This window comes from Serratia sp. X3, assembly GCF_014982455.1.
In the GTDB taxonomy this organism is placed as follows: Bacteria; Pseudomonadota; Gammaproteobacteria; order Enterobacterales; family Enterobacteriaceae; genus Serratia; species Serratia ureilytica.
The window spans coordinates 435,761-456,040 of sequence record NZ_JADCNB010000001.1 but is presented as its reverse complement, the minus strand read 5'-3'; the positions used below and the strand labels follow the sequence as shown (position 1 = coordinate 456,040).

Genomic DNA, 20,280 nt, shown 5'->3' with positions numbered 1-20,280 from the left:
GTTCTGTGATCCGCCACCGCGGATCACCAAAGCCAGCAACGCGCTCAGCCTTGAGGGCTGAGTCACGATTCGTCCCGCACCATCGCTAAATATCGCGATTTTTTGTTAACACGATTTGAGCAATAGACTCGATGTAATCCGTAATGGTTTTATCTTCTGCCGAATAAGGCACAAGCGAGCGGGTTTGCTCGTAGAGCGCACGCGTTCGTTTCGATAAGCCAGCACTCCCGCGTATATCGACAGCCTGGCAAGCACACAGTAATTCGAACGAAAGCACATATTTAAGATTCTTTAACTGTTCTCTTACGCGGCGTGCGGCAACTAATCCAAAAGAGACAATATCTTGAAAGTCTCCGGTGGTGCTCAGCGACTGTATTGACATCGGCATACAGGAAGCTCTGGATTCAGCGGTGATCGACGCCGTCATGAATTGGCCTCCCATCAATCCCAAACGTAATCCCGCATTTTCTGCGCACAGAAATGGAGGTAAACCGTTGCTGTTGGATTTATCCATAAATCGATCGATGCGACGGTTGGCAAGGTTCATTATCGTCACCAGCGCAATATTCAGGTGATCCATGGCCATTGATACGTATTGACCATGGAAGTGGCCATTATGGAATACCTCTTCCGTAGTTTGATCAATCAACGGGTTGTCGTTGGAAGAGTTCAGCTCGTTAACCAACGTCTGTTTAATATTCTTGAGGCTATCCGCGACGGGTCCAAGAATTTGAGGTGTGCAACGAACCGAATACGCATCCTCGATCTGATGGCTACTTGCTTTGACTAAGCCATCCATTTCCTCGGCAATCATCTTTTCGACTTCATGTTCATTCACGGCCAGAGAAGAGTCAGCCAATGTTTCCCATATGGTCGTGGCTACTTCAAGCTGACCTGGATGCGGCTTCATTCGGTGTACGGCGGGTTCGAACGGTTTCATTTTCCCGTGCAGCCCTTCAATCGACAGCGAGGTCACAGTCAGGTAGGTGTCGAAAAGCTGTTTCGCTTCGTCATACAGTAATACGCCTAAGCCCACCATGGCAGACGTGCCATTGATCAGGGCCAGGCCTTCTTTAAAGCTGAGCTCCATCGGCGAGATCCCCGCTTTTTGGAGCGCTTCCAACCCACTCATCTGCTCGCCTTGATAACGCGCTTTCCACTGGCCTGTGCAAACCAGCGCAATGGCGGCCAGCGGCCCCAGATCGCCACTTGTCCCTAGCGAACCTTTTTCAGGGATGCAGGGGACTACCCCCTGGTTGTAAATATCGATTAACTTTTTGAAGTTAGTAATCGAAATGGCCGAGTTGCCACGAGATAATGAAACGATTCGCGCCAACATGGCAGCCCGGACCGTCGTATCGTCGAAATATCGCCCCACATTGGTTGCGACGGCATTGATTAAGTTGTTCTGTAGCTCATTGGCTTTAGCAATAGGGACGATATAGTTGACGAATCCCCCCATACTCGTATTGACGCCGTAAATCACTCGGTCGTCAGACACCATCTTCTCCAGGATGTCACGTGATTTTGTCACTCTATTGATGACGCCCTCATCGACGGTGACAGGTTGATGATGTCTCGCCGCGTAGGCGATCTCTTCCAAGGCAACATCTTTACCCGATGAAATGTGGAAGCTTGTCATCTCAACCTGAGGCAAGTTTCTTTCACAGGAAATAACAGATTTATTATAGCTTTCGTTTGCAATACTCATTTTTCCACCAATTATTTTCCATCAGCATTAGCCCATCCACATTTAAACATAAATGTAGTTCGGGTGACTTTTCATTTTAATATCGACGCTTTAAAACCTGAGGGCCCGTCACCTGAAATATCATCAGGCATGCGGTTATTACTTTATTAACTTTTAAATTAAATTCAATTTTTTCTGACAACATGATGAGAATGCAATTCGCATCGAGTTGGAATACCTATGTTACTGGAATATCCCATAAGGGAGTCTGCTTCAATCTGAATTTGATAGTAGAATGTGACATGAGAGGATCGAGTGGTTGGTGTTGGTGAACGCTTCGCAATGATATAAATATTTCTTATCAAGACGGCTGACCATTTTTGTGACTAAGCGGTAGTCAGACATAATATCTCCGGAATGCTGAACATGTAGATCATCCAAACCGACTAAATAGCCATTGTAATTAGGATCCAGCCGATTTTTTATATGAATACCAGCTGCCTGAGCTAATGACTCGACAATGAGAGGCCATGCGTTATGGCAACACTGCTTGTATGTCTTCTCTTCAGAGAAATCCGCCCTGGCTGTCATTTCATGCTCTGACATATCCTCAACGGTTCCGATAAAAGAAAAAGGTTGAGCATGCGCCCCCTTCACAAAATCTAGCATTACTTATAATCTCTTTGATAAGGATGGAAGTTAATGAACCCTTCAAACTCAAGATTAATGCTGTTCATCTCTTTTCGACTTTCATCGATATTTTCGATGATCTCGTCTACCAATTGAGGTTCATTCACATACCGCTTAAAATCGAAGTAGTCCCAATAAAACAGTTCCACTTTATGTAACGCCAAAACGTCCTGCAGTGTCCTCCACACAAATCGTTCCAGCCCAAGGATCTTTCGGTAAGAGTGGTGATGAATGGTATCGAGGTCTAAATCACCACATCGATACTTTTTCCATAGATCGGTAAAGAGATTGGACTTATTTCTCGGAATGTTATCAAATTCAAAATCGACAAAGGCTTGAGTTTGGTTTTTTTCAATAATCTCGTGCGTGACTGTTGGGTCCAGGATCTGCCATTTGTGATTTGAAGCACTCCAGTACTCAAGGACGATGTGTTCCGCATAGGAATTGGGCTCAAAATATTCACACAGGCAAAATCGATAGCGTGCCGGGATCGACAGCTCACGCATGATGCCAAGACATAGCAATGAAATGGTTTGGCAATTGCCAATTATTTTATTTTCAAAAGGGTTCTCGATTCTTAAGTCCAGCCTTCGTCTCTTCGCTTCTTGCAGGACTTCCGTGACCGTTCGCAGTTCGTAGTCTTTGTGCCGGGACAAAGGGATCTTGTGAGCATTGATACCGCTTTGATGCTCGACAAGGTTCCGACAACTTTTAGCGATACTCAGGAGAGAGTCTCCGTTCACGTCAAGATGAGGCGTCGCATCGCCCAAAGCCGTAATATCTGATTGAGTTGAATAATCGATCATATTATTGCGCTTTTATATAGCTGACTTTGAGTACTTTGCCTGTGTCTTTTTTGACGGTGCAAACTACTTTACCCGGCAGCTCATTGATTTTAACGATAATTTTTTCGTTAGGTAGAACGGTACTGTAAAACCTCGCATTATCAATACCCACTATATTCGACGCACCTTTTTTTAACAGATTTTCATATATGGTATCTAACAGCAGCACCCCCGGAACAACCGGATTGTCAGGGAAATGTCCTTCAAAAAAAAGACAGTCGCTGTTAAATAGCATAGAGAATGTTCCATTAGCGAAAGTGTCAACAATAGCCCCATGCGTATTTTTGTAGCTCATAATGCCCCCGAGGACTTTATAATACTTAATCTAAAAAAAGATATAAAAGGACAGGCGACAAACGTTTCACTCTCTATAATGAAATCAAAACACTGCCTATCCTTTTCATCAACAATAACTATCTCATCAGACAGTCTTTGCTTGAAATAATACATGCCCCCACATTAGAAGACAGATCAATGGATATCACCAACACATTGCTCTTGACACCCATCGAAATCATCTCAGTTGCGTCAACGATATGAGTCATAAAGTCGGAGGAGAGTCTCTTATCATTCTTACTCTCTACAACAAGATGGGGATGATATTGAGTCAACAAATGTTTAACCCCATCGACGATGCTGTTGTCCACCAACGCATTTGATACGAGACAATGCTCAAGTTCAGTAAAGCTAATGCAGGCTTCCTCACAAGATTCGAGGATGAGTCGTTCCAGTAGGCGGTGGAACTTTTCATCATTCCTGAGCATCAATCCGTTGTAGGTCGAATGAAGCATGCTTCGAATCCATGCTACAGGCGCATGATCACATTTGGAAAGTTGCTCCCGGCTCGAAAGAAGCAGCGCCGCACTTCCTTTAGCCATCGAATAGTCTGGCTTGGCAACAAACTGATGAACAAGATTTTCTTGAACCGGTGTCACATCGTCACTTGAACAGGCAATCATAAAGTCTTGCGTATCACTTCTCAGAAGATCCACGGTATATTCGAACGCCGCCGTCGGACTGCACAGCACCGTTGAGTGGCCGATAATCTTGTGCGCGATAGACACCTGACCGCAAGTTGCACTGACAATATGTCCTGGAAAGTGGCGCGCACTTGCATACTTGGGATCACCCTCATAGATCGATGCCAGGAAGCTTTCCAGACATCGCTGTGGGCGTTGTGAGTTGCCAGTAATCACCCCTGCTCTGGCATTACTTTGTAAGAGCTGTTCAAAACCATTCACCACATCGCCTACTGATTCGATGCAATATTTGATTTCCGGAGAGTCGCGTTTGAACCGCTTGTTTTGCAAATGGATCTTACATTCTTCCTTGATAACCCCCATTTTGGTGTCAATAACCGTTTTTGCTACCCCGTCATTCGCGCTTGCTTTCACGATAGGTATTGCTGACTTAGTGTATTTAGCTTCTCGTTCATTCGTTCGCTTAGTCACAATAACGGCACTGTTACTGCCACCAAATCCAAAACTGCTTGCCAGGACGGTGCGGACTTTATCGCTAGGGTAACCCCTGTAGTTGAGGTTTATGGGGCTGCACCCTTCTCGCAGTTCTCTCAGGTTGTTGTTTTCCGGCGTGATACCCACATCCAGCAGGGATAAGACACTAATCAGTTCTACGATGCCAGATGCCCCCAAGGTATGGCCGTAAAATGGCTTCATGACGCTGACCGGCACATCGAGACCAAATAATTTCTCGTATGCTTTTGACTCTGGGATATCGTTTGCTCCCGTGCCGGTCGCATGCGCTGAAATCAAATCAACGTCATTTCTGCCCAGGCCTGCGGCCGATAATGCCGCATCGATTGCTTGAATAGCACCAACGCCATTCGGCTCTGGGGAGGTTTCATGATACGCATCGCTAGAAGCCCCGTAGCCGGTAATTAACCACTTGTTATGAGCGTTATCCTTGTCTTTGGTGAGTATGAGTATGCCCGCCCCCTCTCCTAAGTTGATTCCTGCAGGTTTAGAAAACGGCGAGCATCGGCCTTCATTCAACGCGCTTAGACTGTTGAAACCGGCCACCACAGGAAGATCAACACAATCAGAACCCCCACAGATCACCACATCCGCTTTATCGGAGTGAAGCAGATCCGTCGCTATCCCTACGGCAGTTAAGCTCGAAGAGCAAGCGGAAGAGACGACAATTTTCTTCCCTTGGATATTGTAACGAGCGGCAATGGCGTTCCCACAGTGGGATAACATTGAAGACATCAGTTCGCTGTACGATACCGAGTCATGCTCATTGTTCAGCACCTTGTTAAACATTTTCACATAGCTGTCGGTGCCGGAATTGTAGCTGCCTAATACGACCGATATTCGACGCGCATCGTATTCTGCCAGGTTTATTCCCGAGTTTTTGATAGCGGCTTCCGCGGCTCTTAGGGCAAAAATGGAGGCATTATTCACCCAACCTTGTTTTCCAAAGGGCTCCGTATGATTTTTATCGAAGACGGACACGGTTGCATTGTTAATTCCCAACTCATTATATTCATGGTTGTTAATTAATCGATGATGGTCTGTAGAAAAACGTGTTAATTCGTTTAATTCAGTAACAGGTGGGGTATATAGCCCCATACCAGAAATTACGATTGAACCGTTCATTACTCTACCTCATTAAATCTCTAGCAAAACTTCCCGCCATCAATATGGAGCACTTGACCAGTCATGTAATTACAGTGATCGCCACACAGCAATTGCACAATTGAGCTCACGTCTTTCACTCGGCCTGTCTGCTTTATCGCTGACACCTGTAACACATGGGAGTATGTACTTTCAGGAAGAAAGTGGGTCATATCGGTATCGATGTAACCCGGCGCAACGGCATTCACAAATATATTTTGACTGGCAAGCGTTCTTGCACACAAGCGAGTGAAACCATTCACTCCAGCTTTCGTCACGCTGTAAGCGACTTGGCCGGCATTTCCGCATAGCGAGGTGTTAGATGAAATGTTAACAATTCGCCCTATCTCGTTATTCCTGGCGGACTTTTTCAAGGAGGGTACCGTCGCCAGCGTCATGTTTATCACGCCTTGAAGGTTGGTCGATAACACGGCTTGGTTTTCCGCGTCATCGCAACTTACGAATTGTTTACTAAGCGTTACCCCAGCATTGTTCACCAGAACATTAATGGTTCCGTACTCGCGTTCAACCGCTTCGACGACTGACTGACACATGTGAAAGTCTTGGACATCCAGCTGATGTACGGAACAAGATACATTGTTTTCTTCCAGCGTCTGTCTGACCTGTTCTGCGCTATGGGCATCGCGTGTATACGTCAAAGCCACATGGGTTTTCTCAGAAACAAACTCCATACAGATCGCCCTTCCTATCCCTCTTCCTCCCCCCGTGACGAGTACTACTTTCTTAGACATAGTCAACCACTCCATTTCCTAACCGTATCGTCGCCCCATTAATCGGGAAATTATTCTCAATCATCGAAAAAATAAAATTAGAAACATCCAAGTAGCTATTTGACTTGTATTTCAAGGCAAAATTTTTTAAAAGCTCTTTGCTCTGTCTATTGAGATTTAGCTCTTTTAATTCAGGCTGAATAATCAGCGAATTGAAATACATGTTGTAGCGGGAATATTCTTTCGCCAGGGATTTCGACATTGATATTACGGCTTCGTTGTAAGTGGGCGAGCTGTCATTGCTATCCAAATAGCCAAACGAGTCGTCTTTTAACAAAAAGAAAAACTTGCAGTTGTCTAACTTCATGTTAGCCAAAACCACTCGCTTTATTATCTTCATTAAATAATGTATATCATCAACTAACCTGCTTGAAAAAACACCATTATCACCATGGGTAACATCGCCATTAAATATTGACCTCAGGCATTCCTCTTCGTTATACCTTGCGTCTATAATGACATTATCGTATGTCTGTCCGTCCACTTCCAACTTCTTTATCCAGCCTTCTTTCACATCATCGGTATCATTCAATGAAAGCAAGTCGATGCTGTCCTCAGTCAGATTATCCTCTAAGCAATCAACGATTGCCGATTGATAATTTTTTATAATGAGTATTTTCATGTTATCTAATACTACCTACGGGTTGAAAAATCAGCCCCCAAGACGGTTAGGGTGTTGAATAAAACTCAATTTCAGCCGACGTTAATCGCGATCTACAGGATTGCTCTCAGCGAGCGCCACATTTATCGATAACCAATTCAGTTAAGGTTAAAGGAGATTGACAATGTTTTTCCATTATTTCCTTCGTAATCGCTCCCAAGTCAATGCCATATTCTTTTTGGATTCCAACAAAAATATCCAGAACATCGACAGAGTCTAATGCTAAGCCTTCCTCAGACAATAAAAGCGTATCATCTTTGATGTCTGACAATTCATGTCCCCACTCACTGAGCTCGAGATCTTCAAAGATAATTTTTTCTTTTATATTGGTGATAATTTCATGTCTGTTCATAATTTACCTACTTATCCTTCGTTTATTGAATAAAACTTAATCCTTAGAAAGGAATTAAATGATTAGTTAATGCCATCAATCATATTGATGGGTTGTGTTGGTCGTCATCAGCTCGATATCATTCTGCCAGCACATAATATCTCTGAACCTTCACAGAGTAAGAAATTCGATCGACTCAAGATTTTTCACAGGCGGTTAACTGTCTATCTGCACGACGCAGACGTAGTCGCCTCCCGATGGGAATACACGCGATCACCTAAAAACTGGCATGAGGAAGAAATACGCTTTATATACTAACAGATGCAAAACGAACGGCTTCTTTTCGGCGGACGAACTGGGTCCAGTTATCTTCGGTTAACGACCTGTTATTCTGCTTTCGACGTTCTTTTTTGAGTTTCCTGAATAAATTTCGGTTAGCGACATCACGTAGATCCGCACCGGAATGGTTCACTATTGGAGAGTACAATTTACTGAACAAAATTTTCTTTTCCGCAACGACTTTACTCTCAGGGATATTCCAACTGTGATAAGAAGATCGATCAGTACATTGAACCAAGGCAGCATACAGAAACTTGTTGCCTTCGGATCCAAAATATTTCAGGCGAAGAATGCGTGAAGATGTAGAAATTTTATTACCGAGCTGAACGGGAATATCAGAGGTAATTGATGTTAAATAGACAATTCGTAGAACCATACTATAGCACTCCTTATTGTGTATTTTGTATACGTAACATCTAAAGAGCACCTGACGGTGCCTATGCCGTTTCTTTGGTTTAAGATCTCGAAACGGTCGCTGCTCCTATATTGCTGTTTGCTTCGCCAGTGACAGAGCGGAGATTAATATAAACTCGCGAGCGGCGCCCCCACCACCAAATTTAAGGGCTTACTCGTGGAGTTCAGGGGATACTGCTTGCGGGGTTTTATTGTGTGTTGACGATAGTGTTGTCATGTGAGTTCCCTCTGACTGAGAGTTGACTCACGTAGTCGCGTGCCCACTATTGCGCTGCAGGATCACGCGACCAATATATACCGTTTATTCCCGTCCCTTGTCGGTAACGGTCTGCGCTTTCGGTTATAGCGCCGTATTTAGTTAGGGCATGTTTAACGTCCCCCCTGCGCCCCTCTCGGCGCTTTAGGACTACGACTCACGATACTTAACGCGTATTAACTCAGGTTGTCATTCATTTTTTAAATGACTTCAGATGCTATTCTATTTGGGGTTAACTACATAGACAACATCTCCCTATGATGCTAACCACCTAGTAAGCTGTATATACAGACTTACATACAGGAACATGAGGAAAACAACATTCATGCATGGGCGCATGTTCAACGGAGAATCCGCTTTCCCACATTTCATTCCCTGCTGTGGTGCGCCGCTGTCGGCAAACGGCGCCACACGGCAGTAACTCGACTACCTGCTGCCGGCAAAATTGGCCGCCATCTCCGGCTGATGACTACGTTCCAGTAGGTATGTCTCATTATCGCTTTTAATTAATGCCCGGACGGTTGCCAAGCCAGTCACGTCGTCGCCGATAGTCACAATGCATTTTATCATCACCTGATATAAGCGCAGATACATTCGTGGCGCTTATATGAAAACATTTAGACTAGAGAAACAATTGACTTTTCTTTTCCAGGGTATAACTCCAGGTTAACCTCTCTGAGCTTGCTACGTAGCCGTTTGCAAAGGAAATCGACAAATTTTTGTGTGACCGGGCTGAGCGTGGCATCAGCGCGACGCAGCAGATAGAGGTCAATCTTCATCGGCGGTGAAATCTGATGGATCATCTCCGGGGGCAAACTATGACGGGCAGAGAAAATGTCGGTGATGCTACATCCCACTCCACGTTTCACAAATTCCATCGCCATGTAACAGGTCTCCACGTTCAGCCGGGGGGAGGAAAAAACCCGGCGCGTGGCAATGGCAGTTGAAAGCGAGTGTAAACCAGGGGAAATCCAGCGCTGCTGGTCAACATTATCAATCTCGACGGCACCCTGCCGATAATCCTTGTCCACATACACCAATGGCACTTCGGCTATCAGCGTGGCCATAATTTCGCCCTGCTCAACGGGCTGCATCGTCAGAGCAAGATCAATTTCGCGCAGATCCAATTTTTTGACCAACGTCTCAGTGTGCTCGGTGGTTAACGTCATCTCCAGATTGCTGTTCTGTTGATAGAAATCGGTGGCGATTTCCGGTACCAGGCTCAAACCCAAGCACGGTAAGCAGCCTAAGGTGAATTTTGCGCGAGGATCGCGAGCCAGATTGTCAGCCAGTAAACGCAAGTTAGACAGATCCTGATAGATGCCCTGGGCTTTTTCAAAAAGCTCGAGCGCTTCGCGGCTCGGCAATAGCTTGCCACGGACCCGCTGAAAGAGCTTAAAGCCGAGCTTCAGCTCCGCGTTTTTCAGCGATTTACTGGCGGCTGGCTGAGAGATATTAAGTGATTCCGCCGCACGTGAAAGCGAACCGCATGTCATCACGGTGTAGAAAATTTCCAGATGGCGAAGTTTCATAGACTGTTCATCCAGGTTTATGGGTGACGAAAAAAATTTACTTAATGACAACAATAAATCATCATAAATTCAACCACTGAAGAGCGCTAAACTTATTTTTTTGCGCCAACTAAACATCAGACTTGGTTCACAATGGAAGCGGCTTATATCGAAACGTTCGAAGATCTGAAAGGTGAGAATCGCCGGCTCAAACGCTTGTAAGCCGATCTGAGTATCGAAAAGCGTGCACGGAATGTCTTCATCAGAAAAAGCCTTCAAAACCAGTGACAAAGCATAATTTCCTCAGCGTTCTGACCGCGCAATTTGCGATGAATCAACGCCAGAGATGCAGGATGTTATCGCTGAGCAGCGACGGTATTTCATGACCCGTTCGATATACAACGTGATGAACCGGTGATCCAAGTGCTGACTGAAACGACTGAACGCTATTCTATTCACGGTACGGGTTTAAGCCGCTTTTTTCAGATAATCCGCAGACAGGCCATGCTTGGAATCATAAATGTGTGCACCGGTTTTACTGCCCGCTAAAACTTATTTTCGTTGTAAGAAAAAGCAACGTTTCCCTTGCACGGGACGCAATATTAACTATTACTACTGGGCTCAAAGAATTTTAACTATTTTTTGTAACCCGCCTCTATTGCTGGTCATTCTTGTGGTCTTGACAGGAGGGGAAATCTGATTTGGCTAACTAATTAGGCAGTTATTGGCAAAAGCGATCCCAGGCAGAGAACCCTATTTAGAAAAGCCCGCTTAAGGCAACTTAAGCGAGCTTTTTGCTGTTGGGCGTTTACAGCCCGCGCTTTTCCATCAGCAGCGCCAGATCGACCAACCGATTGGAGAAGCCCCACTCGTTGTCATACCAGGCGAGCACCTTCACCAGATTGCCGCCGATCACCAGCGTGGACAAGCCGTCGATAATAGACGAGCGCGCATCGCCCCGGTAGTCGCTCGACACCAGCGGCTCATCGCTGTATCCCAGGATCCCTTTCAGCGGGCCGGACGCCGCCGCCGCGCGGAACGCCGCGTTGATCTCCTCCGCCGTCGCCGGGCGTTTCAGCGTCACCGTCAGATCGACAATGGAAACCACCGGCACCGGCACCCGCAGCGAATAACCGGTCAGGCGGCCGTCCAGTTCGGGGATCACCTTGCCGAGCGCCTTGGCCGCGCCGCTGGAGTAAGGCACGATAGACTCCGCCGCTGCCCGCGCGCCGCGCAGATCTTTTTCCGGCTGATCGTGCAGCGCCTGGCTATTGGTATAGGCATGCGTAGTGTTCATCAACCCGTATTCGATGCCGAACGCCTGATGCAGCACCTGTGCGGCGGGCGCCAGCCCGTTGGTGGTGCAGCTGCCGTTGCTGACTACCTTATGCAGCGCCGGATCGTAGAGGTGATCGTTAACCCCCATCACCAGCGTGATGTCATCGTTCTTGGCCGGCGCCGAGATAATCACCCGCTTGGCGCCGCCGTGCGTGATGTGCACTTCCGCCTTGGCCTTGTCGGTAAAGAAGCCCGTCGCTTCGATCACCACGTCCACGCCCACGCTGTGCCAGGGGATCTCGGCGGGATCGCGCTGCGAAAACACCTGAATCGGCCGGCCGTCCAGCAGCAGCTGGTTGTCGCCGGCTTCGACCCTGGCCGCCAGCGTGCCGGAAAGCGTGTCGTATTTCAGCAGGTGCGCCAGCGTCTTGCTGTCGGTCAGATCGTTGATCGCCACCACTTCAAAATCGCTGCGCCCCAGCGCTGCGCGCAGCACGTTGCGTCCGATCCTGCCGAATCCATTAATGCCTACTCTCACCATGATGCACTCCTCGTTATGGGCTTTGCCTCAACTCTAGCCCTGCCCCGAAGCGGCGTAAATGACACTTACCAATCAATTTACGCCAAATTGCGCGCATGAAAGCGTTCGCGGTATTCGCTCGGGGTCAGCTGCAGTTTTCGCTCAAACACCCGCCGCAGGTTAAGGCCGTTGCCAAAGCCAGTAGCCAGGGCGATCTGCTCGATGCCTTGCGCACTCTGCTCCAGGCGCTGTCTGGCGGTATGCAACCGCCCTTCTTCGACGAATTTGGCGGGAGAAATGCCCGTCTCGCGGGTGAACACGCGGGTAAAGTTGCGCGGGCTCATCGCCACGCGTTCGGCCAACCGTTCGACGCTGAGATCGTCGGCGAGATTCTCCAGGATCCAGGACTGCAGGTCGCGGATCGGGCCCGGCGATTTGGCCTGGTTGAGCGGGTAGCGGCTGAACTGCGCCTGCCCGCCGGGGCGGCGCAGAAACATCACCAGATCCTGCGCCACTTCACGCGCCTGCACGAAGCCATAGTCGTCCTCCACCAGCGCCAGCGTCAGGTCGAAGCCGGAGCTGACGCCGCCGGAGGTCCAAATCGGCCCATCCTGCACGTAGATTGGGCCGTTTTCGACCTGCACCCGCGGGAAGCGCGCCTGCAGCGTTTCCGCAAGACGCCAGTGGGTGGTCGCCCGCCGTCCGTCCAGCAACCCGGCCTCGGCCAGCAACAGCGCGCCGCCGCAAACGGAGGCGATACGGCGCGTCTGCGGCGCCGCGCGGCGCAGCCAATCTGCCACCAGAACGCCCTCTTCTTCGCTCGCCCCTTTGCCGGCGACGATCACGGTATCGCGCGGCAGGAGCGGATCGAGATCCGCCAGGCGATGGTCGGCCAGCAGGCTCAGGCCTGACAGGCCGTGCACCACCCGATGAGACTGCGTGGTGGCGACCGCGATCTGATACAGCGGCGTCTCGGCAGCACTCAGGCGATTAGCCTGCATCAGGATATCGGCGATGCCCGCCGCTTCGAACAGCATGCCCCCTTCAGGGACGATAATCAGGAATGTGTGCATGGCGATAATAGAGAGAACGGTCAAAACAGGTCAGGAAACCACTGTATAAGAAAAGCGCCGCCGGTTCACCCTGCGGGCATAAAAAAGCCCGCCGATAACCCCGACGGGCCTGGAAGGAATAGCCATTTAAGCCTGCGGCAAGCTCACCCCGCCGGCGCGCGCCAATTGCGCCAGCAGCGCAGTTTGAAACGCCTCGTCGTGTACCGCGGCGTGAGGCTCGAACCGCTGCTGATGATGCCAATAGCCGCCGGACGCCAGGGCCTGCGGTTCATCGCTGCTCACCAGCCACGCCTGCGTCACATGCCCCAGCGCCAGATCGTCGGGCGCGTCCGCGCCGCCCATTTTGGTCGGCACCCAACCGGGATCGACCGCGCTGCTGATGACGTCGGGCCACAGGCGCGCCACGGCGGCGGCCAGCGTGGTGACGAACAGCTTGCTGTCCGAATAAGAGCCGGCGGCGCCGCCAAGCCAGTCTACGCCGCTCAGCTCCGCCACGCCGTCAAAGTGCATACTGCTGCTCAGGTAGACGATACGCTTGGGACGTTCGATCAGGGCCGTCAGCAGGTAAGGCGCCATCACGTTCACCGGCATCACCTGCGGGCCGGTGAACATGCCGGCGTTGTGGATCACCGCGTCCGGGCGGCCGAGGCGATTCACCTGCTCGGCGAGCTGACGGATCTGCTGCACATCAGACAAATCGCCAATCGCCGCCTGCGCACCGCGATCCAGCAGATCGCGCACCGCGTCCAGACGGCCAGGCTCACGCGCATGCAAAATCACCTGATGCCCTTCGTCCAACAGCGTTTGCGCGGCGGCGCGGCCCAGCCCGTCTACCGAACCGGTAATGAAAATGCGTGACATGCCATCCTCCGTTTAGCGCCAGCCGAGCGCCGGCGCGACATGGGTTAAAATCGATTCGATGACGTGGGCGTTGTAATCCACGCCCAGCTGGTTAGGCACGGTCAGCAGCAACGTATCCGCTTCGGCGATGGCCTCGTCCTGCGCCAGCTGTTCGATCAGCGCGTCAGGTTCTGCGGCGTAACTGCGGCCAAAGATCGCCCGGGTTTGCGCATCGATATACCCCAGTTGGTCGCCTTCCTTACCGCTGCCGCCGAAGTAGTTGCGATCCCGCTGATCCACCAGCGCGAAGATGCTGCGGCTGACGGAAACCCGCGGCTCGCGCGCATGGCCCGCCTCTTGCCAGGCCGCGCGATAGGCGCGGATCTGCTTAGCCTGCTGGATATGGAAGGGTTCGCCGGTTTCGTCGTTCTTGAGCGTCGAGCTTTGCAGGTTCATGCCCAGCTTCGCCGCCCAGACGGCGGTAGCGTTCGAACCGGCGCCCCACCAGATGCGATCGCGCAGCCCGGCGGAAAACGGCTCCGGCCGCAGCAACCCGGGCGGATTCGGGAACATCGGCTGCGGATTGGGTTCGGCGAACCCTTCGCCGCGCAGCGCTTCCAGGAACACTTCGGTATGGCGGCGGGCCATGTCCGCGTCGGTTTCGCCGTCGGCCGGGGCATAGCCGAAATAGCGCCAGCCGTCGATGACCTGCTCCGGCGAGCCGCGGCTGATGCCGAGCTGCAGCCGCCCGCCGGCGATCAGATCCGCCGCGCCGGCGTCTTCCACCATGTACAGCGGATTTTCATAGCGCATGTCGATCACGCCGGTGCCGATCTCGATGCGTTGCGTTTTGGCGCCGATGGCGGCCAGCAGCGGGAACGGCGATCCCAGCTGACGCGCGAAGTGGTGAACGCGAAAATAGGCGCCGTCCGCGCCCAGATCTTCGGCGGCGACCGCCAGATCGATGGACTGCAGCAGCGCATCCGCTGCGGAACGGGTGCCAGACTGGGCGGAAGGCGTCCAGTGGCCAAACGAGAGAAAACCAATCTTTTTCATCGGGCATCGTCCTCAAAGGCAAAACATGGGCCTACAGTGACAAAAATCGCGCACTTTGCGCCAGCAAAATCGCCCCCGATCGCACTAAACGAACCGATTGCCGCCGCGCCGACCGGCGATTGTAATCAAAAAACAAATGTCGTATAACAGGCAGCTCCGAGGGGTGTCCTGTTACGGGCTGAGATGGCGCAAGCCGAACCCTTTGAACCTGATCTGGGTCATGCCAGCGAAGGGACGGTTAGGCAACAACGCTCTCACCCGTTGCCTGTTCATACCTCAGCGTGCCCGGATCTCCACTGACTCAAGGAGGTCCCATGTCCATCACCACCCTGTTCGAAAGCGGTCTTTACGGCCGGCTGCGCCAACAGGCCGGCAGCCACTGGCAAAATTACGTCGATCACCCGTTTCTGCAGCAGTTAGCCGCCGGCACCTTGCCTGAACGCGCTTTTCGCCGTTACCTGACCCAAGACTACCTGTTCCTGCTGCACTTCGCCCGCGCCTACGCGCTGCTGGTCAGCAAGCTGCGCACCCTGCCGGAAATGCGCGCCGCCACCGCCTCGCTCAACGGCATCGTCGCCGAGCTGCCGCTGCACGTGGCCTACTGCGCCGAATGGGGGCTGAGCGAAGCGCAGATCGCCGCCCAGCCGGAGGCGGCGGAAACCATGAACTATACCCGCTACGTGCTGGACATCGGCCATGCCGGCGACGCCCTCGATCTGCTGGCCGGCCTGCTGCCCTGCGTGGCCGGCTATGCCGAAATCGGCCTGCGGCTGCTGCACGATCCCGCCACCCAAATGGAGGGCAATCCTTACGCCTCCTGGATCCGCAACTACGGCGACGAGGGCTATCTGGCCGGCGTGCGCGCCGCCATCGAACTGCTGGAAACCGTCGGCCACCAGCGCGGCGCACAAAGCCGCTTTACCGAGCTGGCGCAGATTTTCACCACCGCCACCCAGCTGGAAGCGGCATTTTGGCAAATGGGGCTGAACGCCTCATGATCTCCCCGCGCCTCCCGCCCGGCATCCAGGTGCGGGATCTCACTCTGCGCTTCGGTCAACAGACGATCTTTGAGCGGCTGAGCTTCGACATCGCCGGCGGCAGCTTCGTCTCCCTGCTCGGCGCCAGCGGCGCCGGCAAAACCAGCCTGCTGAAGATCATCGCCGGGCTGGCGCAGGCCAGCTCGGGTACGGTGAGCGGCAGCGACGGCCTGCCGATCGCCGGGCGCATCGCCTACATGGGGCAAAAAGACCTGCTCTACCCGTGGCTGAGCGTCGAAGACAATGTCGCCCTCGGCTCGCGGCTGCGCGGCGAAGCGCCGGATCGGGCATGGACCGCGCACCTGCTCGAGCGCGTAGGCCTGGCCGCGCATAGCCGCAGCCTGCCCGCCGCGCTGTCCGGCGGCATGCGCCAGCGCGCCGCCATCGCCCGCACGCTCTACGAACGCCAGCCGATCGTGCTGATGGACGAACCCTTTTCCGCGCTGGACGCCATTACTCGCGCCGAGATCCAGAGCCTGGCCGCCGAGCTGCTGGCGCAAAACACCGTGCTGCTGATCACTCACGACCCGATGGAGGCTTGCCGCCTGAGCCACCGGCTGCTGGTGCTGTCGCCCTGGCCGCTGGGCCTCGACGATACCCACCGCATCAGCGGGCAACCGCCGCGCGCGCCGGATGACGCCGACCTGCTGAAAAGCCAGGCCGAGTTGCTGCTGCAAATGGTGAGGGCGGCGCAATGAATATCGCCAAAGAGCGCGGCTTCACCCGTCTGCGGCGTGGGTTGACGGTCTTCATCGGCCTGCTGCTGCTGTGGTGGCTGGCGGCGCAAAGCGGCATTCCGGCCTTTCTGCTGCCCACGCCGGGCGCGGTGGCGCAGGCGCTGTGGGACGGACGCGGCTATCTCGCCTGGCACACGCTGGTCACGGCTTCGGAGATCGTCAGCGGGCTGGCGCTCGGCGTGTTGCTCGGCGCGGCGCTGGCGCTGTGCATGATCTTCTCGCCGCGCCTGCAGCGCTGGCTGATGCCGCTGGTGCTCACCAGCCAGGCGATACCGGTGTTCGCCCTGGCCCCATTGCTGGTGCTGTGGTTCGGCTTCGGCATGAGCGCCAAAGTGGCGATGGCGGTGCTGGTGATCTTCTTCCCGGTGGTGTCGGCCTTTTTCGACGGGCTGCGCCGGGTCAACAACGACTATCTCGATCTGGCGCGCACGATGCGCGCTTCGCGCTGGGCGCAGCTGCGGCACGTGCGGCTGATGGCGGCGCTGCCGGCCTTCGGCTCCGGTCTGCGCATGGCCGCCGCCGTCGCGCCCATCGGCGCCATTATCGGCGAATGGGTCGGCTCGGCCGAGGGGCTGGGCTACGTGATGCTGAACGCCAACGCGCGCATGCAGACCGACGTCTGCTTCGCTGCGCTGTTTATTTTGGTGCTGATGACCGTGCTGCTGTGGGCCGCGGTGGATGCGCTGCTGCGGCGCCTGATCGCCTGGGCGCCGGAAAACGACTGATGATTGCAACCATAACCAGGGATAAAGGAACGACCATGATCAAACAAACCGTTTGCGGGCTGCTGCTCGGCGCCGCCCTCACCGGCCAGGCCGGCGCGGCCGACAAGCTGACGCTGGTGCTCGACTGGTACATCAACCCCGATCACGCGCCGATTATGGTGGCCGAGCAGATCGGCGCCTTCAAGGCCGCAGGGCTGGACGTCAAGATCGTGCCGCCGTCCGATCCGGCGCTGCCGCCGCGGCTGGTGGCCGCTAAACAGGCCGATCTCGCCATCACCTATCAGCCGCAGCTGCACTTCTTCGCCGATCAGGGCCTGCCACTGATGCGCGTCGGCACGCTGATCAACACGCCGCTGAATACGGTGATCGCGCTGGACAAGAACATCGCCTCGCCGGCGGATCTCAAGGGCAAAACGGTCGGCTACTCGGTCAGCGGCATCGAACAGGCGACGCTGGCCACCATGGTCGAGCACGAGCACCTCAAGCCGCAGGACATCAAGCTCATCAACGTCAACTTCCAGCTGACCAGCGCCCTGCTGGCGGGCCAGGTCGATGCGGTGATCGGCGGCTACCGCAATATCGAAGCGCTGGAGCTGAAGCTGCAGGGCAAAAAGCCGGTGGTGTTCAACGTCGAAGACTACGGCGTGCCGGCCTACGACGAGCTGATCATCGTCGCCAACCGCGATGCGGTGAACGAGCCGAAAATCCGCAAATTCCTCGCCGCGCTGAAGCAAGGCAGCGACTACCTGCGTGCACACCCGCAGGACACCTGGCTGGCATTCGCCAAGGCGCACCCGGAGCTGAATACCGAGCTGAACAAACAGGCGTGGCAAGCCAGCCTGCCGCTGTTCGCGCGCGATCCGGCCAAGTTGGATCGGGCCCGCTATGAGGCTTACGAACAGTTCCTGTTCGACAATAAGCTGATCAAGAAAATCACCCCGGTAGACCAGTATGCGGTAGAGCTGAATTGATCACGCCGAGGCGGCGCATTCCGGTATAGGTTGCCCCACAACGCCCGATGAGCCTCACCGGGCGTTGTGGCAAATGCAACGAGTCACGCATCTGCAAGGCATGACGCTTATTCCCTCTTGCTCTGAGAAGCAGAATCGAATGCGGTTTTGCTTTATTCGAATTTCGATAACAGGGTTCATGACCTACTGTTGCTCACCCGAATAGCGCGTGATATGGCGTTCAACAGTTCTGGAACATCCATTTTGGGCAACACAACCTCGATAAAGGCTAATTGCGGGCTGTCTGCCACTGCGCTCATGGCCTGCTGCAACTGCGCCGCTTCGGTAACACGCATCACCTGCACCGAATGTTCGCCCGCGAATGCCTGCAGCAAAAGCGTCCAATTCCACTGGGCAATATCATGGTAACGCTGCTCAGGCCTATGGATTGCCCGCTCAACGGTGTACCCCTCGTTATTCAATAAGAAGATGATGGGGTTCAAACCGTCACGCACCATCGCCCCCAACTCTTGCGCAGTAAACTGGGCGGAACCGTCGCCGATCAGCACCACCACTCGACGCCCAGGCTCAGCGGTTTGCACGCCCAAAGCGGCCGCCAGCGTATAACCCACCGATGCCCACAGAGATTGGACAATAAATTTGCTCCCCTGAGGCAATCTCAACGTCGCGGCGCCAAAACAGGCCGTTCCTTGATCTGCGAAGACAATATCTCCAGGCCGCAAGAAGCCCTGAATTTGTCGCCAAAAGACATTCTGATCGAGACGCTCCTGTTCAATACTCGGCGGCATCGGGCGGTTCATTCTGGGTGATTGCCACTGTTTCGCCAGCGGTAAACTCAGTCGGCGTAGTGCGCTAACGGCGACAGGCATGGGAATCTGGCTGAAAACTTGTTGCCCGACGCGCGCTTCAAACGGGTGAATACTGATGCATTTCTCCACGGGAAGGGAGTGACTAAACCCCGCCGTGACGATATCAGTGAACAGCACGCCGACGTTGATCACGATGTCCGCCTCTTCTACCCACTGTTTGACCTGCGGAGGGCTAGCCTCGCCGGCATAGGTGCCGATGAACTCGATGTGGGTTTCATCCGCCACACCTTTGCCTGACAATAGGACAGCATGCGGCACCTTAACCTCATCCATCCACAGCCTCAACGTTTCCGCGGCGTTGAAGCGTTCAGTCATCCCCCCCGCCAATACCGAAACCCGGCGCGCTGCTTGCAGTTTGTCGCCCGCCGCCGCAATAAACCCCTGTAATGAGGCTTCCGACAACTCGGCCTGACGCAATACCAGCGACAATGGCCGTGAGGCTAACGGTGTTTCCGCTACGTCACAGGGAAGCACCAGGTGCACCGGGCGGCGTTCAAACAACGCCGTCGTCAACAAACGATCGATTTCAGCTTCGGCATTGTCGGCAGTGAGACAGGCCTGCGCCACGGTCACTTCCTTTGCCATGCGGACAAAATGCCCGAAGTCGCCATCCCCCAGCGAATGATGAAGCAAGCAGCCAGCTTGCTGAACGCGCAGAGCCGGCGCACCGACCACATGGATCACCGGCATATATTCGGCATAGCTGCCGGCAATGCCGTTGACAGCGCTGAGCTCACCTACGCCGAAGGTTGTCAGCAATGCAGCCGCCGGCTTGCAGCGCGCGTAACCATCGGCAGCATAAGCCGCATTCAACTCGTTGGCGCAGCCTACCCAAGAGATCTGTCGATGAGCGCTCACATGATCGAGAAACTGCAAATTGTAATCACCCGGTACTCCAAATACATGGCGGATGCCGATCTGGGCCAAGCGATCGAGAAGGTAATCAGCTACGGTATAATTTTCAGCCATGGCAAGAACCTGCTTAAAAGTGAAAAGCGCTGAACGAGACC

At 53.3% G+C, this 20,280-nt stretch carries 19 protein-coding genes and 1 riboswitch; of the genes, 4 read left to right on the top strand and 15 right to left on the bottom strand.

Features of this window, described 5'->3' with window-relative positions:
* Nucleotides 1-85: 85 nt before the first annotated feature.
* From IMX17_RS02215 to IMX17_RS02150, 14 genes are all read right to left on the bottom strand, one after another.
* Nucleotides 86-1,711, bottom strand: a complete 1,626-nt coding sequence (locus IMX17_RS02215) for a phenylalanine aminomutase (D-beta-phenylalanine forming) (protein WP_152665172.1) — start codon at nucleotides 1,709-1,711, stop codon at nucleotides 86-88.
* Nucleotides 1,712-1,963: 252 nt separating this feature from the next.
* Entirely contained in the window at nucleotides 1,964-2,359 is a 396-nt protein-coding gene (locus tag IMX17_RS02210) for a hypothetical protein (RefSeq protein ID WP_046896478.1), read from the bottom strand.
* Nucleotides 2,359-3,186 (bottom strand): transglutaminase domain-containing protein, encoded by an 828-nt coding sequence (locus IMX17_RS02205; RefSeq protein ID WP_046896477.1) that lies wholly within the window; start codon nucleotides 3,184-3,186, stop codon nucleotides 2,359-2,361. The genes IMX17_RS02210 and IMX17_RS02205 overlap by 1 nt, the downstream gene beginning before the upstream one ends.
* 1 nt (nucleotide 3,187) lies before the next feature.
* Nucleotides 3,188-3,520 carry a hypothetical protein gene (locus IMX17_RS02200; RefSeq protein ID WP_080350150.1) on the bottom strand — a complete coding sequence of 111 codons (333 nt, stop codon included), beginning with the start codon at nucleotides 3,518-3,520 and terminating at the stop codon, nucleotides 3,188-3,190.
* Between the two features lie 118 nt (nucleotides 3,521-3,638).
* Entirely contained in the window at nucleotides 3,639-5,843 is a 2,205-nt protein-coding gene (locus tag IMX17_RS02195) for a beta-ketoacyl-[acyl-carrier-protein] synthase family protein (protein WP_080350149.1), read from the bottom strand.
* 20 nt (nucleotides 5,844-5,863) lie between these two features.
* Entirely contained in the window at nucleotides 5,864-6,613 is a 750-nt protein-coding gene (locus IMX17_RS02190) for an SDR family NAD(P)-dependent oxidoreductase (protein ID WP_046896474.1), read from the bottom strand.
* A complete protein-coding gene (locus IMX17_RS02185; protein ID WP_046896473.1) occupies nucleotides 6,606-7,274 on the bottom strand; it encodes a hypothetical protein in 669 nt (222 codons plus the stop codon). The genes IMX17_RS02190 and IMX17_RS02185 overlap by 8 nt, the downstream gene beginning before the upstream one ends.
* 106 nt (nucleotides 7,275-7,380) lie before the next feature.
* A complete protein-coding gene (locus IMX17_RS02180; protein WP_046896472.1) occupies nucleotides 7,381-7,665 on the bottom strand; it encodes a hypothetical protein in 285 nt (94 codons plus the stop codon).
* 286 nt (nucleotides 7,666-7,951) lie between these two features.
* Nucleotides 7,952-8,359 (bottom strand): hypothetical protein, encoded by a 408-nt coding sequence (locus IMX17_RS02175; protein WP_182264210.1) that lies wholly within the window; start codon nucleotides 8,357-8,359, stop codon nucleotides 7,952-7,954.
* 911 nt (nucleotides 8,360-9,270) lie between these two features.
* Complete coding sequence (locus IMX17_RS02170; RefSeq protein WP_046896471.1) at nucleotides 9,271-10,185, bottom strand: LysR family transcriptional regulator; 915 nt, start codon at nucleotides 10,183-10,185, stop codon at nucleotides 9,271-9,273.
* Between the two features lie 787 nt (nucleotides 10,186-10,972).
* Nucleotides 10,973-11,983: a type I glyceraldehyde-3-phosphate dehydrogenase gene (gene gap / locus IMX17_RS02165; RefSeq protein ID WP_046896470.1), complete on the bottom strand. Its 1,011-nt coding sequence runs from the start codon at nucleotides 11,981-11,983 to the stop codon at nucleotides 10,973-10,975.
* Between the two features lie 77 nt (nucleotides 11,984-12,060).
* Complete coding sequence (locus tag IMX17_RS02160) at nucleotides 12,061-13,035, bottom strand: GlxA family transcriptional regulator (RefSeq protein WP_046896712.1); 975 nt, start codon at nucleotides 13,033-13,035, stop codon at nucleotides 12,061-12,063.
* Nucleotides 13,036-13,161: 126 nt separating this feature from the next.
* Nucleotides 13,162-13,896, bottom strand: a complete 735-nt coding sequence (locus IMX17_RS02155) for an SDR family NAD(P)-dependent oxidoreductase (RefSeq protein ID WP_046896469.1) — start codon at nucleotides 13,894-13,896, stop codon at nucleotides 13,162-13,164.
* A 12-nt stretch (nucleotides 13,897-13,908) separates the two neighbouring features.
* A complete protein-coding gene (locus IMX17_RS02150; RefSeq protein WP_042784962.1) occupies nucleotides 13,909-14,931 on the bottom strand; it encodes an LLM class flavin-dependent oxidoreductase in 1,023 nt (340 codons plus the stop codon).
* 149 nt (nucleotides 14,932-15,080) lie between these two features.
* A riboswitch (TPP riboswitch) is annotated at nucleotides 15,081-15,183 on the top strand.
* Nucleotides 15,184-15,245: 62 nt separating this feature from the next.
* Between IMX17_RS02150 and IMX17_RS02145 the strand changes: the two genes are divergently transcribed.
* From IMX17_RS02145 to IMX17_RS02130, 4 genes are read left to right on the top strand one after another with little or no spacing between them, the layout of a single operon-like run.
* Nucleotides 15,246-15,929, top strand: coding sequence for a TenA family protein (locus tag IMX17_RS02145; protein WP_099782194.1), 684 nt, complete (start codon nucleotides 15,246-15,248; stop codon nucleotides 15,927-15,929).
* Nucleotides 15,926-16,666 carry an ABC transporter ATP-binding protein gene (locus tag IMX17_RS02140; protein ID WP_046896467.1) on the top strand — a complete coding sequence of 247 codons (741 nt, stop codon included), beginning with the start codon at nucleotides 15,926-15,928 and terminating at the stop codon, nucleotides 16,664-16,666. The genes IMX17_RS02145 and IMX17_RS02140 overlap by 4 nt, the downstream gene beginning before the upstream one ends.
* Complete coding sequence (locus IMX17_RS02135; RefSeq protein WP_042784966.1) at nucleotides 16,663-17,430, top strand: ABC transporter permease; 768 nt, start codon at nucleotides 16,663-16,665, stop codon at nucleotides 17,428-17,430. The genes IMX17_RS02140 and IMX17_RS02135 overlap by 4 nt, the downstream gene beginning before the upstream one ends.
* A 35-nt stretch (nucleotides 17,431-17,465) precedes the next feature.
* Entirely contained in the window at nucleotides 17,466-18,401 is a 936-nt protein-coding gene (locus IMX17_RS02130; RefSeq protein WP_193549291.1) for an ABC transporter substrate-binding protein, read from the top strand.
* A 176-nt stretch (nucleotides 18,402-18,577) separates the two neighbouring features.
* Here IMX17_RS02130 and IMX17_RS02125 read toward each other — a convergent pair whose 3' ends face one another.
* On the bottom strand, nucleotides 18,578-20,239 hold the full coding sequence (locus IMX17_RS02125) for an alpha-keto acid decarboxylase family protein (RefSeq protein ID WP_193549290.1): 1,662 nt from the start codon (nucleotides 20,237-20,239) through the stop codon (nucleotides 18,578-18,580).
* Nucleotides 20,240-20,280: the final 41 nt, after the last annotated feature.

Coding starts and splice junctions, on each gene's coding strand:
- IMX17_RS02155 (WP_046896469.1), bottom strand. CDS start 13,896: ATGTCACGCATTTTCATTACCGGTTCGGTAGACGGGCTGGGCCGCGCC.
- IMX17_RS02195 (WP_080350149.1), bottom strand. CDS start 5,843: ATGAACGGTTCAATCGTAATTTCTGGTATGGGGCTATATACCCCACCT.
- IMX17_RS02125 (WP_193549290.1), bottom strand. CDS start 20,239: ATGGCTGAAAATTATACCGTAGCTGATTACCTTCTCGATCGCTTGGCC.
- IMX17_RS02180 (WP_046896472.1), bottom strand. CDS start 7,665: ATGAACAGACATGAAATTATCACCAATATAAAAGAAAAAATTATCTTT.
- IMX17_RS02175 (WP_182264210.1), bottom strand. CDS start 8,359: ATGGTTCTACGAATTGTCTATTTAACATCAATTACCTCTGATATTCCC.
- IMX17_RS02170 (WP_046896471.1), bottom strand. CDS start 10,185: ATGAAACTTCGCCATCTGGAAATTTTCTACACCGTGATGACATGCGGT.
- IMX17_RS02200 (WP_080350150.1), bottom strand. CDS start 3,520: ATGAGCTACAAAAATACGCATGGGGCTATTGTTGACACTTTCGCTAAT.
- IMX17_RS02190 (WP_046896474.1), bottom strand. CDS start 6,613: ATGTCTAAGAAAGTAGTACTCGTCACGGGGGGAGGAAGAGGGATAGGA.
- IMX17_RS02130 (WP_193549291.1), top strand. CDS start 17,466: ATGATCAAACAAACCGTTTGCGGGCTGCTGCTCGGCGCCGCCCTCACC.
- IMX17_RS02145 (WP_099782194.1), top strand. CDS start 15,246: ATGTCCATCACCACCCTGTTCGAAAGCGGTCTTTACGGCCGGCTGCGC.
- IMX17_RS02185 (WP_046896473.1), bottom strand. CDS start 7,274: ATGAAAATACTCATTATAAAAAATTATCAATCGGCAATCGTTGATTGC.
- IMX17_RS02215 (WP_152665172.1), bottom strand. CDS start 1,711: ATGAGTATTGCAAACGAAAGCTATAATAAATCTGTTATTTCCTGTGAA.
- IMX17_RS02210 (WP_046896478.1), bottom strand. CDS start 2,359: ATGCTAGATTTTGTGAAGGGGGCGCATGCTCAACCTTTTTCTTTTATC.
- gap (WP_046896470.1), bottom strand. CDS start 11,983: ATGGTGAGAGTAGGCATTAATGGATTCGGCAGGATCGGACGCAACGTG.
- IMX17_RS02160 (WP_046896712.1), bottom strand. CDS start 13,035: ATGCACACATTCCTGATTATCGTCCCTGAAGGGGGCATGCTGTTCGAA.
- IMX17_RS02140 (WP_046896467.1), top strand. CDS start 15,926: ATGATCTCCCCGCGCCTCCCGCCCGGCATCCAGGTGCGGGATCTCACT.
- IMX17_RS02150 (WP_042784962.1), bottom strand. CDS start 14,931: ATGAAAAAGATTGGTTTTCTCTCGTTTGGCCACTGGACGCCTTCCGCC.
- IMX17_RS02205 (WP_046896477.1), bottom strand. CDS start 3,186: ATGATCGATTATTCAACTCAATCAGATATTACGGCTTTGGGCGATGCG.
- IMX17_RS02135 (WP_042784966.1), top strand. CDS start 16,663: ATGAATATCGCCAAAGAGCGCGGCTTCACCCGTCTGCGGCGTGGGTTG.